The sequence below is a fragment of the Pseudomonas sp. P135 genome (assembly GCF_020312125.1).
Classification (GTDB): Bacteria; Pseudomonadota; Gammaproteobacteria; order Pseudomonadales; family Pseudomonadaceae; genus Aquipseudomonas; species Aquipseudomonas fragariae.
Map to the genome: position 1 here is coordinate 172,580 of NZ_JAGPYR010000009.1, position 15,090 is coordinate 187,669.

The 15,090-nt window shown below is 63.9% G+C and carries 3 protein-coding genes; all 3 read left to right on the plus strand.

Features of this window, described 5'->3' with window-relative positions; all coding sequences use genetic code 11:
• The first annotated feature begins 12 nt into the window (after positions 1–12).
• The 3 genes from KBY08_RS16290 to KBY08_RS16300 all read left to right on the plus strand — a co-directional run bounded on the left by KBY08_RS16290 (position 13) and on the right by KBY08_RS16300 (position 14,900).
• A complete protein-coding gene (locus KBY08_RS16290; RefSeq protein WP_111522521.1) occupies positions 13–13,023 on the plus strand; it encodes a non-ribosomal peptide synthetase in 13,011 nt (4,336 codons plus the stop codon).
• 164 nt (positions 13,024–13,187) lie between these two features.
• A complete protein-coding gene (locus tag KBY08_RS16295; protein ID WP_111522522.1) occupies positions 13,188–14,600 on the plus strand; it encodes an aspartate aminotransferase family protein in 1,413 nt (470 codons plus the stop codon).
• 81 nt (positions 14,601–14,681) lie between these two features.
• Positions 14,682–14,900, plus strand: coding sequence for an MbtH family protein (locus tag KBY08_RS16300; protein ID WP_003304661.1), 219 nt, complete (start codon positions 14,682–14,684; stop codon positions 14,898–14,900).
• The last annotated feature ends 190 nt before the right edge of the window (positions 14,901–15,090 follow it).

The window sequence follows — 15,090 nt, forward strand, 5'->3', positions numbered from 1 at the left end:
AGGAACCCCATCATGGATGCGTTTGAACTCCCCGACACTCTGGCTCAGGCTCTTCAGCGTCGCGCCTTGCATACGCCGGATCGGCTGGCGCTGCGTTTTCTCACCGATGAGAACGACCAGGGCCTGGTGTTGACCTACCGTGACCTGGACCTGCGCGCGCGGACCATCGCTGCTGCGCTGCAACGTCAGGCTGTGCCGGGGGATCGGGCGATTCTGCTGTTCCATAGCGGGCCGGACTATGTCGCGGCGTTCTTCGGCTGCCTGTATGCCGGGGTCATTGCCGTGCCGGCTTATCCGCCGGAATCCAACCGTCGCCATCATCAGGAGCGCCTGCTGTCGATCATCGCCGATGCCGAGCCGCGTCTGCTGCTGACCGGCGCCGATTTGCAGCCTGCCTTGCTGCAGATGGACGAGCTGGCCGCTGCCGATGCACCGCCATTGCTCTGTGTCGACACGTTGCCTGCTGCCCCGGCACAAGACTGGCAGGGCCCGCAGCTGCAGGCCGACGACATCGCGTTCCTGCAATACACCTCGGGCTCGACCGCACTGCCCAAGGGCGTGCAGGTCACGCATGGCAATCTGGTCGCCAACGAGTCATTGATCCGCCACGGCTTCGGCATCGACGCCAACCCGGACGACGTGATTGTCAGCTGGCTGCCGCTGTACCACGACATGGGCCTGATCGGCGGCTTGTTGCAGCCGATTTTCAGCGGCGTCCCGTGCATCCTGATGGCCCCCGCGTACTTCCTCGCCCGGCCATTGCGCTGGCTGGAAGCCATCAGTGAATACGGCGGCACCATCAGCGGCGGGCCTGACTTTGCCTACCAGCTGTGCAGCGCACGGGTCAGCGATTCGGCGCTGGAGCGTCTGGACCTGAGTCGCTGGCGCGTGGCGTATTCGGGCTCCGAGCCGATTCGCGAAGACAGCCTGAGAGCATTTGCCGATAAATTCGCCAGTTGCGGCTTCACGCCTGACAGCTTCATGGCGTCCTATGGCCTGGCCGAAGCGACGCTGTATGTGGCCGGTGGCAAGCGCGGCAAGGGTATTCCATCGCTGCGCCTGAATGCGCAGGCGCTGGCGCGGAATGTCGTAGAACCGGGCGACGGTCAGCCAGTCATGAGCTGCGGCACGGGCCAGCCAGGGCATGGCGTGCTGATCGCCGACCCGGTCAGCCTGCAGGTGCTTGGCGAAAATCAGGTTGGCGAAGTCTGGGCCAGCGGGCCGAGCATCGCCCACGGTTACTGGCGCAACCCTGAAGCCACCGCCAGGGCGTTCGTGCAGCATGCCGGGCAGACCTGGCTGCGCACCGGCGACCTGGGGTTTCAGCGTCACGGCGAGCTGTACATCACCGGCCGCTTGAAGGACATGCTGATTGTCCGTGGCCACAACCTGTATCCGCAGGACATCGAAAAGCTCATCGAGAGTGAAGTGGATGTCGTGCGCAAAGGCCGGGTGGCGGCGTTTGCCGTCACTCAGGACGGTAGCGAAGGCATCGGCATCGCTGCTGAAATCAGTCGCAGCGTGCAGAAAATCCTCACGCCCGAAGCGTTGATTAAAATCATCCGGCAGACCGTGGCTGAGGCTTTTCAGGAAGCGCCGAGTGTCGTGGTGCTGCTCAATCCCGGCGCGTTGCCCAAGACCTCCAGTGGCAAATTGCAGCGCTCGGCCTGTCGCACGCGTCTGGCCGACGGCAGCCTGGACAGTTACGCGGTGTTTCCCGCGAGCGATACCACTCTTTCAGCCCATACCCCAGGCAGCGGCTCTGACCTGCAAACGCAGATTGCCACGGTCTGGTGCGAGCAGTTGCAATGTGAACAGGTCAGTGCCGACGACCATTTCTTCCTGCTGGGCGGTAACTCGATCATCGCGACCCAGGTCGTGGCCCGCCTGCGCGAAACGCTGGGGATCGACCTGAACCTGCGACTGCTCTTCGAAGCGCCAACACTGGCAGCCTTTGCGGCACAGGTCGAAACGCTGCAGACCGCCGCATCGCAAGGCGACAGCCAGACGCAGAGCGCCATCGCCCGACTGCCCGGCAACGAGCATCTGCCACAGTCCATGGCCCAGAACCGCCTGTGGTTCCTCTGGCAGCTCGACCCGCATAGCAGCGCCTACAACGTTCCCGGCGGGCTCCACCTGCGTGGCGAACTGGACAGCACTGCGTTGCGCTCCAGCTTCCAGCGCCTGATCGAGCGCCATGAATCGTTGCGCACGCGCTTCTACGAGCAGGACGGCGTGGCCTTGCAACGTATCGATGCGCCGAGTGAATTCCACCTCGATACCCTTGATATCAGCGACCTGCCCGGCGCCGAGCGTCAGGCACGTGCCGTGGCGATTCGCGAACAGCAGGCGCGCCTGCCGTTCGATCTGCAACACGGCCCGTTGCTGCGCGTGACCCTGCTGCGACTGGACGAAGAAGAGCATCAACTGCTGGTCACGCTGCACCACATCATTGCCGATGGCTGGTCGCTGAATGTGCTGATCGACGAGTTCTCGCGCCTCTATGCCTCGGTTGTTCAGGGCCAGACTCTGGAACTGGCACCGTTGCCGCTGCGTTACGCCGATTACGGCCAATGGCAGCGTGAATGGCTGGCGAACGGCGAGGCCGAGCGTCAGTTGACTTACTGGCAGCAGCAACTGGGTGGCGAGCAGCCGGTCCTGACGCTGAACACCGACCATCCGCGTTCGGCCCGCCAGCAGCACAGTGCCTCGCGCTACAGCCTGCGCCTGAGCGCAGAACTGAGCGCCGCCGTACGCAACACCGCGCAAGCCTGGCAATCGACGTCGTTCATGTTCTTGCTGGCGGGGTTCCAGACTCTGTTGCATCGTTACAGCGGGCAAGCCGACATTCGCGTCGGTGTGCCCGGCGCCAATCGGCCACGCCATGAAACCCAGGGCCTGATCGGCTTCTTCATCAATACGCTGGTGCTGCGCGCGCAGTTGGACCCGCGTCTGCCATTCTCGACGCTGCTGGCCCAGACCCGGCAGACGGCGCTTGAAGCCCAGGCCCATCAGGACGTGCCGTTCGAGCAACTGGTCGAAGCGTTTCCGCAGGCGCGCGAGCACGGTCTGTTCCAGGTCATGTTCAACCACCAGCAACGCGACCTCGGCGCGCTGCGTCGTCTGCCGGGGCTGCTGGCCGAAGAACTGCCGTGGCACAGCCGCGAGGCCAAGTTCGATCTGCAACTGCACAGCGAGGAGGACCGCAATGGGCGCCTGACGCTGTCCTTCGATTACGCTGACGAGCTGTTCGAGCACGACACCATCGTGGCCATGGCTCAGCACTATGTACGCCTGCTGACGCAGGTCAGCCAGCAGGCACAGCTCGCGCTGGGTGACGTGCAACTGCTCAGCGCCGAGGAGCAGGAGCAGCAGGCGCAATGGAGCGCCGCGTCTTGCACGCCGGCCTCGTTGTGGTTGCCTGAACGGCTGGGCCGCCAGGCGCGGCAGACCCCGGAACGTATCGCGCTGGTGTGGGAGGGCGGCAGCCTCGACTTCGCCAGCCTGCACACGCAGGCCAACCGCCTGGCGCATTACCTGCGCGACAAGGGCGTTGGTCCGGACATCAAAGTGGCGATCGCCGCCGAACGTTCGCCGCAGCTGTTGATCGGGCTGCTGGCGATCCTCAAGGCGGGCGGTGCTTATGTACCGCTGGACCCGGACTATCCGATGGATCGACTCGCCTACATGCTGCAGGACAGCGGGGTCGAACTGCTGTTGACCCAGAGCCATCTGCTGGGCGACCTGCCGAGCGCCGAAGGCGTGTGCACGGTCGCCATGGACACCCTGCACCTGGACAACTGGCCGGTCAGTGCGCCGCGCCTGAACCTGCACGGCGACAACCTGGCGTACGTGATTTACACCTCCGGCTCGACCGGTCAGCCCAAAGGCGTCGGCAACACCCATGCGGCCCTGGCCGAGCGCCTGCAATGGATGCAGGACACCTACGCACTGGATGAAAGCGACGTGCTGATGCAGAAGGCTCCGATCAGCTTCGACGTCTCGGTGTGGGAGTGTTTCTGGCCACTGATCACTGGCTGCCGCCTGCTGCTGGCAGGCCCTGGTGAACACCGCGACCCGCAGCGCATCGCGCAGTTGATCAATACGTATTCGGTCACCACGCTGCACTTCGTGCCGCCGCTGCTGCAACTGTTCATCGATGAGCCCCTGGCGCAGCAGTGCAACAGCCTGCGTCGCCTGTTCTCTGGCGGCGAAGCATTGCCCGGCGAGCTGCGCAACCGGGTGCTCGAGCAACTGCCCGGCGTACAACTGCACAACCGCTATGGCCCGACTGAAACCGCGATCAACGTCACCCACTGGCAGTGCCGGATCAGCGACGGCCTGCGCTCGCCGATCGGCCGCCCGCTGGGCAACGTGCTGTGTCGGGTGCTGGACAGCGAACTGAATCCGCTGCCACGCGGGGTGGCCGGGGAGCTGTGCATCGGCGGCACTGGTCTGGCGCGTGGCTATCTGCGGCGTCCCGGGTTGACTGCCGAGCGCTTTGTCGCCGATCCGCTGGGGCAAGCGGGTGAGCGCCTGTATCGCACCGGTGACCTGGTGCGCTGGGCCGCCGATGGCGCGCTGGAATACCTCGGTCGTCTGGATAAGCAGGTCAAACTGCGCGGTTTCCGCGTCGAACCACAAGAGATCGAGGCGCGCCTGCTGGCCCAGCCAGGCGTAGGCCAGGCAGCCGTGCTGCTGCGCGAAACCGTTGCCGGGCCGCAACTGATCGGTTACTACACCGCCGAAGCAGGGCAGAACGTCGAGGCTGAGCGGATCAAGTCGGCGCTGGCTCTTGAGCTGCCGGATTATATGGTCCCGGCGCAGCTGGTGCGCCTCGACAGCATGCCCCTGAGCCCGAGCGGCAAGCTGGATCGTCGCGCCTTGCCCGAGCCGCAATGGCAGACCCGCGAGCACGTCGAGCCGCAGACCGACCTGCAAAAACAGATCGCCGCTGTCTGGCGACAGGTGCTGGGTGTGCCGCGTGTCGGCTTGCGCGATGATTTCTTCGAACTGGGCGGGCACTCGTTGCTGGCCACGCAGATCATTTCCCGCGTGCGCCAGGCCTGCGACATCGATTTGCCGTTGCGGGCGCTGTTCGAAGCCAGCGAGCTGGGCGCGTTTGCCGAACAGGTTGAGGCCATTCAGCAGTCCGGCGCACGCAGCAGCCTGCAACCGATTGCCCGTGTCGACCGCAGCCAGCCGGTGCCGTTGTCCTATTCCCAGCAGCGCATGTGGTTCCTCTGGCAGATGGAACCGGACAGCCCTGCCTACAACGTCGGCGGCATGGCGCGCTTGAAAGGCGTGCTGAACATCGAGTGCTTCGAGGCAGCGCTGCAAGCCTTGATCCTGCGCCACGAAACCCTGCGCACCACGTTCCCGAGCGTCAACGGTGTTGCGTGTCAGCAGGTCAGCGAGCAGTCCGCCCTGCGCGTGCAATGGCAGGACTACTCGGCATTGCCCGCCGAGCTTCGTCAGCAGCGCATTCAGGCACTGGCCGACAGTGAGGCGCACCAGCCTTTCGATCTGGAAACCGGACCATTGTTGCGCGCGTGTCTGGCCAAGGCGAGCGACCTTGAGCATTACTTCGTCCTGACCCTGCACCACATCGTCACCGAAGGCTGGGCGATGGACATTTTCGCCCGCGAACTGGGGCAGCTTTACGAAGCCTTCCTCGAGGGACGACCTTCGCCGCTGGAACCACTGGCGGTGCACTACCTGGATTACAGCGTCTGGCAGCGGCAGTGGATGGAAGCCGGCGAACGCCAGCGCCAGCTCGATTACTGGACCGCGCAGTTGGGTAACGAGCACCCATTGCTGGAGCTGCCTGCGGACCGGCCGCGTCCGCCGGTGCAAAGCCATCAGGGCGAACTGTATCGCTTCGACCTGAACGCCGACCTGGCCGCGAAAGTTCGTGCATTCAATGCCCGCAACGGCCTGACCCTGTTCATGACCATGACCGCCACCCTGGCGGTATTGCTCTACCGCTACAGTGGCCAGAACGACCTGCGCATTGGCGCACCGGTGGCCAACCGCATTCGTCCGGAAAGCGAAGGGCTGATCGGCGCGTTCCTCAATACCCAGGTGCTGCGCGTGCAGCTTGATGGGCAGATGAGTGTCGCCCAACTGTTCGAACAGGTTCGCCACACGGTGATCGAAGGCCAGTCGCATCAGGACCTGCCGTTCGATCATCTGGTCGAAGCCCTGCAACCGCCACGCAGCGCAGCCTACAACCCGTTGTTCCAGGTGATGTGCAACGTGCAGCGCTGGGAATTCCAGCAAAGTCGCGAACTGGCGGGCATGACCGTCGAGTACCTGGTCAACGATGCGCGAGCCACCAAGTTCGACCTCAATCTGGAGGTCACCGAGCTGGATCACCGTCTGGGTTGCTGCCTGACCTACAGCACCGATCTGTTCGACGAACCGCGCATCGCGCAGATGGCCGAGCACTGGCTGAACCTGCTGCAGGCGCTGCTTGCTGATCCACAACAACGCCTGAGTGAATTGCCGCTGTTGCAGGAGACAGAGCGCCAGCAACTGCTCGACAGCCTCGGCGTCGAAGCGGGTGAGCAACGGCTCGACCAATGCATTCACAGCCTGTTCGCCGAACAGGCACACCGGCGTGCAGACGCGCCGGCGCTGACGTTCGCCGGGCAAACCCTCAGCTATGCCGAGCTGGACGCCAAGGCCAACCAACTGGCCTGGATGCTCCGCGAGCGTGGCGTCGGCCCGCAGGTTCGCGTCGGTCTGGCGCTGCCGCGTTCGCTGGACATGGTCGTCGGCCTGCTGGCGATCCTCAAGGCCGGTGGTGCGTACGTGCCACTGGACCCGGAATACCCGCTGGAACGCCTGCACTACATGATCGAAGACAGCGGCGTTGGCCTGCTGTTGAGCGACCGTGCGCTGTTTGCCGCACTGGGCGAGTTGCCTGCCGGTGTTGCCCGTTGGTGCCTGGAAGACGATCAGCCGTCGCTGGCGTCTTTCTCGTCCGATGAGCTGCCGTTCATCAGCCTGCCGCAGCATCAGGCGTACCTGATCTACACCTCCGGTTCGACCGGCAAACCCAAGGGCGTGGTGGTGTCCCATGGTGAAATCGCCATGCATTGCCAGGCGGTGATCCGGCGCTTCGACATGCGCCCTGACGATTGCGAGCTGCATTTCTATTCGATCAATTTCGATGCCGCCACCGAGCGCCTGCTGGTGCCCTTGCTCAGCGGCGCCCGTGTGGTGCTGCGTGCTCAGGGGCAGTGGGACGCCGAAGAAATCTGCACGCTGATTCGCCAGCAGCAGGTCAATATTCTCGGTTTCACGCCCAGCTACGGCAGCCAGTTGGCGCAGTGGCTGGCGACCCAGGGCCAGACCCTGCCGGTGCGCATGTGCATCACCGGCGGCGAAGCGCTGACCGGCGAACACCTGCAACGCATCCGTGCGGTGTTCCAGCCCGAGCTATTATTCAATGCCTATGGCCCGACCGAAACTGTGGTCATGCCGCTGGCCAGCCTGGCCCCGCAACAATTGGAGGAGGGCGAAGCCAGCGTGCCGATCGGGCGCGTGGTCGGCGCACGGGTGGCGTACATTCTCGACGCCGATCTTGCGCTGGTACCCCAAGGCGCGAGCGGCGAGCTGTACATTGGCGGAGCGGGCCTGGCGCAGGGCTATCACCAGCGCCCCGGCATGACTGCCGAACGCTTCGTGGCCGATCCATTTGCCAGCAATGGCGGGCGTCTGTACCGCACCGGCGATCTGGTGCGCCAGCGCGCCGACGGCTTGGTGGAATACCTGGGGCGTATCGACCATCAGGTGAAGATTCGCGGCTTCCGCATCGAACTGGGTGAAATCGAAACCCGCTTGCTGGAGCACGCAGCCGTTCGCGAAGCCATCGTGCTGGCGCTGGACACGCCATCAGGCAAGCAACTGGCGGGCTATCTGGTCAGCGATGTAGCCGGGCAGGGCGACGAGCAGCAGGCGCAATGGCGTGAATCGCTCAAGTCGCACCTCAAGGCGCAACTGCCGGACTACATGGTGCCGACCCACCTGATCCTGCTCGACAGCATGCCGCTGACCGCCAACGGCAAACTCGACCGCCGTGCCTTGCCTGCACCGGACCCGGAACTCAATCGTCAACACTACGTAGCGCCCGCCAGTGAGCTGGAGCAGCAGCTGGCGGCAATCTGGTGTGCGGTGCTGAACGTGGAAAAAGTCGGCCTCAACGATAATTTCTTCGAACTGGGCGGCGACTCGATCCTGTCGATTCAGGTGGTCAGCCGGGCGCGTCAGCTAGGTATACATTTCAGCCCGCGTGATTTGTTCCAGCACCAGACCGTGCAGACCCTGGCCGCCGTGGCGACCACCCGCGAGCTGATTCAGGCCGAGCAGGGGCTGCTCGACGGTAATTCTGGTTTGACGCCGATTCAGCACTGGTTTTTCGACACGCCGATCCCCGAGCGTCAGCACTGGAATCAGTCGTTGCTGCTGGAGCCGCTCAGCGCGCTGGACCCGAATCTGCTGGCGCAGGCGTTGCGTGCGCTACTCGAACAACACGACGCGCTGCGCCTGAGTTTCACCGAGCATGAGGGTACGTGGCAGGCAGAACACCGCGCAGTGACAGCCGACACCCTGTTGATTCAGGCGCAGGTCAGCGACATGGCTGAATGCGCAGCCCTGTACGCCGACACCCAGCGCAGCCTCGACCTGCACAACGGTCCGCTGCTGCGCGCCTTGCTGGTCGACGGTCCGCAGGGCCAGCAACGGTTGCTGATGGTCATTCATCACCTGGTGGTCGACGGCGTGTCGTGGCGTGTGCTGCTCGACGATCTGCAAAACGCTTATCGTCAACTGCGCGACGCGACGCCGGTGCGCTTTGCGGCGAAGACCAGCGCTTTCCGCGACTGGGCCGCGCGTCTGCAGGCCTACGCCGGCAATGAGTCGTTACGTGAAGAACTGCATGTGTGGCAGCGCCAGTTGGGCGGTTCTGCGACGAGTCTGCCGTGCCATAACCCGCAGGGTGGTCGGCAGAATCGTCATGCGCAGACGGTCAGCGTGCGCCTCGATGCCGAACGTACCCGGCAATTGCTGCAACAGGCGCCGAGTGCCTACCGAACCCAGGTCAACGACCTGATGCTGACCGCGCTGGCCCAGGTGGTCTGCCGTTGGAGCGGGCAGCCGTCGACACTGATTCAGCTTGAAGGTCACGGCCGTGAAAATCTGTTCGACGACATCGACCTGACCCGCACGGTGGGCTGGTTCACCAGCGCCTATCCGCTGCGACTGACGCCAGCGCCGGCTGCCGATTCGGCACCGGGCGACTCGATCAAGGCGATCAAGGAGCAACTGCGGCAGGTGCCGCACAAGGGGCTGGGCTATGGCGTGCTGCGTTACCTGGCCGATAGCGCCAGCCAGGCCGCCATGCAGGCACTGCCGGTGGCGCCGATCACCTTCAACTACCTTGGCCAGTTCGATCAGAGCTTCGCTGACGATGCGCTGTTCCGTCCGCTGCAAGAGTCGACAGGTGTGGCTCACGATCCGCAGGCGCCGCTGCCCAACGAACTGAGCATCGACAGTCAGGTGTATGGCGGCGAGTTGTTGCTGCGCTGGACCTTCAGTGCCGAGCGCTACGAACCCGCTGCCATCGAAGCGCTGGCGCAGGATTACCTGAGTCAGTTGCAGGCGCTGATTGCCCATTGCCTGGCCGATGGCAGCGGCGGCCTGACGCCGTCGGACTTCCCGCTGGCTGCCCTGGATCAGGCGCAGCTCGACGCGCTGCCGGTTCCGCCAAGCCAGATCGAAGACGTCTACCCACTGACCCCGATGCAGGAGGGCATGCTGCTGCACACCCTGCTGGAGCCGGGCACCGGGCTGTATTACATGCAGGACCGCTACCGCATCGACAGCGCGCTGGACCCGCAGCGTTTCGCCCAGGCCTGGCAAGCGGTGATCGCCCGTCACGAAGCGCTGCGTGCCTCGTTCTGCTGGAACATCGGCGAGACCATGCTGCAGGTCATTCATAAACCGGGCAGCACGCCGATTGATTATCTGGACTGGCGTGACGTGCCGGCGGAGCAGCAGGAGCCGCACTTGCAGGCCCTGCTCAAGTCCGAGCGCGAGGCCGGTTTCGCGCTGCTCGATCAACCGCCGTTCCACCTGCGCCTGATCCGCGTCGACGAGGCGCGCTACTGGTTCATGATGAGCAACCACCACATCCTGATCGATGCCTGGTGCCGCTCGCTGCTGATGAACGACTTCTTCGACATTTACACCGCGCTGGGCGAAGGCCGCGATGCGCAACTGGCCCCCGCACCGCGCTATCGCGACTACATCGGCTGGTTGCAACGCCGTGGTCTGACGCAGGCACGTGACTGGTGGCGAGATAACCTGCGCGGCTTTGAGCGGCCCACGCCGATCCCCAGCGACCGGCCGTTCCTGCGTGAACATGCGGGCGACAGCGGTGGCATGGTGGTGGGCGACTGCTACACCCGTCTCGATGAACGCGACGGCGCACACTTGCGCGAACTGGCGCAGCAGCATCAACTGACCGTCAACACCTTCGCCCAGGCGGCCTGGGCGCTGACCCTGCGGCGCATGAGCGGTGATCGCGACGTGGTGTTCGGCGTTACCGTGGCCGGGCGGCCGGTGGAACTGCCGCAGATGCAGCGCACGGTCGGCTTGTTCATCAACACCATCGCCCTGCGTGTCGGCATGCCGGCCGACGATCAGCGTTGCAGCGTTCGCCAATGGCTCGGCCAGTTGCTGGACAGCAACATGCAACTGCGCGAGTACGAATACCTGCCGCTGGTGACCATTCAGGAAAACAGCGAGCTGCCCAAGGGTCAGCCACTGTTCGACAGCCTGTTCGTGTTCGAGAACGCGCCGGTCGAGGTCTCTGTGCTGGACCGTGCGCAAAGCCTCAATGCCACCTCGGATTCCGGTCGCACCCACACCAACTACCCGCTGACTGCAGTCTGCTATCCGGGCGACGACCTGGGCCTGCACCTGTCCTACGATCAGCGCTATTTCGACGAATCCACCGTGCAGGGCATGCTCGGTGAGTTCAAGCGCCTGCTGCTGGCGCTGGTCGAAGGCTTTCATGGCGACATGGCCGAGCTGGCGCTGGTCAGTGAGCAGGAGCGGGCTTTCCTGATCGACGGCTGCAATCAGAGCGACCATGCTTACCCGCTGGATAAAAGCTATGTAGAACTGTTTGAAGCGCAGGTCGCGGCGCATCCGGAGCGTATTGCGGTCAGTTGCCTGGATCGTCAGCTCAGCTATGCCGCGCTGAATATCGCCAGCAACCGTCTGGGCCATGCCCTGATCGAGGCCGGTGTCGGTTTCGATCAGCCGGTTGCCGTGCTCGCCGAGCGTGGCGTTGAACTGCCGGGCATGATCATCGGCAGCTTCAAGGCCGGTGCCGGCTACCTGCCGCTGGACCCGGCGCTGCCGAACTCCCGCCTGAGCGGCATCATCGGCCAGAGCGCCACGCCGCTGCTGGTGTGCAGCGCTGAGTGTCTGGAACAGGGCAGGGCGCTGCTTGATGCGCTGCCCGAAGCGAGTCGACCGCAGTTGCGGGTCTGGGAAAACGTGCAGCAGAGCGATTCCGCGCAGCACAACCCTGGTCGCTACAGCGCGCCGGACAACCTCGCTTATGTGATCTTCACCTCAGGCTCCACCGGGCTGCCGAAGGGTGTGATGGTCGAGCAGCGCGGCATGCTCAATAACCAGTTGAGCAAAGTGCCTTACCTGAGCCTGAGCGACCGCGATGTGATCGCCCAGACCGCCTCGCAGAGTTTCGACATTTCGGTCTGGCAGTTCCTTGCCGCGCCGCTGTTTGGCGCTCGGGTGGATATCGTGCCGAACGACATCGCCCGTGATCCGCAGGCGCTGTTGGCGCATGTTCAGGCGCAGCGCATCAGCGTGCTGGAAAGCGTGCCGTCGCTGATCACCGGCCTGCTCGCCGAACCGCAGGCAGCGCTCGACAGCCTGCGCTGGATGCTGCCGACCGGTGAAGCCATGCCGCCGGAACTGGCCAGCCAGTGGCTGCAACGTTACCCGCAGATCGGCCTGGTGAATGCCTATGGTCCGGCCGAGTGCTCCGACGATGTGGCGTTTTTCCGGGTCGATGCGCAGTCCACTCGCAGCGCTTATCTGCCGATCGGATCGCCGACCGACAACAATCGCCTGTACCTGCTCGACGATGCGCTGGACCTCGTGCCGCTGGGTGCCGTCGGTGAGCTGTGCGTGGCAGGGGCCGGCGTCGGTCGCGGTTATGTCGCTGATCCGCGGCGCACCGTGCCGGTGTTCGTGCCGCATCCGTTCGGTGCGCCGGGCGAGCGTCTGTACCGCACCGGTGACCTGGCGCGGCGGCGCAAGGACGGCGTGCTGGAGTACGTCGGCCGGGTCGATCATCAGGTAAAGATTCGTGGCTATCGCATCGAGCTGGGCGAAATCGAAACCCGTCTGCTGGAGCATCCGGCCATCCGCGAGTCGGTAGTGCTGGACGTCGCTGGCCCATTGGGCAAGGTGCTGGCGGCCTACCTGGTGCCGCGCTCCACGACGCAGGATCACGAGGCCTTGCGTGACGAGGTGAGAAACCACCTCAAGGCCAGCCTGCCGGACTACATGGTGCCGACGCATCTGGTGCTGCTGGAAGCCATGCCGCTGACCCCGAACGGCAAGCTGCACCGCAAGGCCCTGCCGGCGCCGGACGTCAGCCTGGTGCAGCAGGATTATCAGGCACCACAGACGGAAATGGAGCAGCAGCTGGCGACGATCTGGGCCGATGTGCTCAAGGTCGAGCGCGTGGGCATTACCGACAACTTCTTCGAGCTGGGCGGGCACTCGCTGCTCGCGACCCAAGTGGTGACCCGTGCGCAGAAGCGCTTGCAACGTAACGTGCCGTTGCGGGCAATGTTCGAGTTCAACACCGTTCAGGCGTTGGCGCAGCACCTGGAAAGCCTTGCTGGAGCACAGGTCGACGAGCAGAAATTCGATCGTCTGGCGGACTTGATGGCGGAGCTGGAAGGGCTCTGATCAGCCTCTCGTCGGGACGCCGGGGCTGCGGATAAAAAACTCGTTACTGAGTGTAAATCCGCAGCTCGCTGGCGCGTTTTCCAAGGAACGAACACACACCTGAAGCGGCATGCGCCAACGCCCATGCTTCAGGTCATTCAAGCCGCGTATTGAGGGTTGCACAGATGTCAGTCGCTACCAGGTTTATCGATGATCAGCCGACACGGGTTGCCCCGGCTGCGGCTGAGACGCTCTACCAGTTCGACGAATCGCCACTGCTGGCCCGACAGAGTCGCCAGGAGTCCAACGCACGCAGCTACCCGCGGCGCATACCGCTGGCGCTCAAACGCGCCAAGGGTATTCACGTCGAGGACGTCGAAGGGCGGCGCTTCATCGATTGCCTGGCAGGCGCGGGCACCCTGGCGTTGGGGCATAACCATGCGGTGATTATCGAAGCGATCCATCAAGTGATCGCCGACGAGTTGCCGCTGCATACGCTGGACCTCACCACGCCGGTCAAGGACCAGTTCGTTCAGGACCTGTTCGGCCTGTTGCCGCCAGCGCTGGCCGATGACGCGAAGATTCAGTTTTGCGGCCCGACCGGCACCGATGCAGTGGAAGCCGCGTTGAAGCTGGTACGCACCGCTACCGGGCGCAGCACGGTCTTGTCATTTCAGGGCGGTTATCACGGCATGAGCCAGGGCGCATTGAGCCTGATGGGCAGCCTGGGGCCGAAAAAGCCGCTGGGTGCCTTGCTCGGCACCGGCGTGCAGTTTCTGCCGTACCCCTATGATTACCGCTGCCCGTTCGGGCTTGGCGGCGAACAGGGCGTGCGCGCCAACCTGCATTATCTGGAAAACCTGCTCAATGACCCGGAAGCCGGCGTGCAATTGCCCGCAGCGGTCATTCTTGAAGTGGTGCAGGGCGAGGGTGGAGTGATCCCCGCTGATCTGGACTGGCTGCGCGGCGTGCGACGCATCACCGAAAAGGCCGGCGTGGCGCTGATCGTCGATGAAATCCAGAGCGGTTTCGCACGCACCGGCAAGATGTTTGCCTTCGAACATGCCGGGATCATCCCGGACGTGGTGGTCATGTCCAAAGCCATTGGCGGCAGCTTGCCACTGGCGGTGGTGGTCTATCGTTCCTGGCTGGACACCTGGCTGCCGGGCGCACACGCCGGGACGTTTCGCGGCAATCAGATGGCCATGGCTACCGGTTCTGCCGTAATGCGCTATCTTCAGGAACACTCTATTTGCGAACACGCGACAGCCATGGGCGCGCGTCTGTCCGGGCATTTGCGTGCCTTGCAACGTGACTTCCCGCAGTTGGGCGATATTCGCGGGCGCGGGCTGATGCTCGGTGTCGAGCTGGTCGACCCGTCCGGTGCGCGCGATGCACAGGGTCATCCGCCGCTATTTTCGCGCTTGGCGCCGCTGATCCAGCGTGAATGCCTCAAGCGCGGGCTGATTCTGGAACTGGGCGGTCGACATGCCAGCGTGGTACGTTTTCTGCCACCGCTGATCATCACCGCCGAGCAGATCGACGAAGTGGCAGAGATCTTCGGCCGTGCGCTGAACGCCGCTGTCGCCCAGGTTTAATTTTTCGACGTAGTGATACGTTCAATCCCTATAGCTGCCATGAATTGGCGCGGCAGCCCTGAACACACATGGAGAGTAGCAATGACTTCAGTATTCGATCGGGAAGACATCGTCTTTCAAGTTGTAGTCAACCACGAAGAACAGTATTCCATCTGGCCCGACTACAAGGCGATCCCCAATGGCTGGCGCACCGTGGGCAAGAGCGGCTTCAAGAAAGAATGCCTGGCCTACATCGAAGAAGTCTGGACCGACATGCGCCCCCTGAGCCTGCGCCAGAAAATGGAAGCGCAGACGGCCTGATTGACGGTCTGCACGGACAATCCGATTATCGTGCGACGCTCCGCGTCGTCATGCCGTTCCGGACGCTCCGCGTCCTCTTTGCGACGCAGAGCGTCGAGACCTGCATTCCCACGCTGTGGACTGCCCCCCGAAAGTTGGACAGTTTTAGCTCGCCGCCTGAGCCCTGTATTTTACGGGGCTCAAGCCGTTT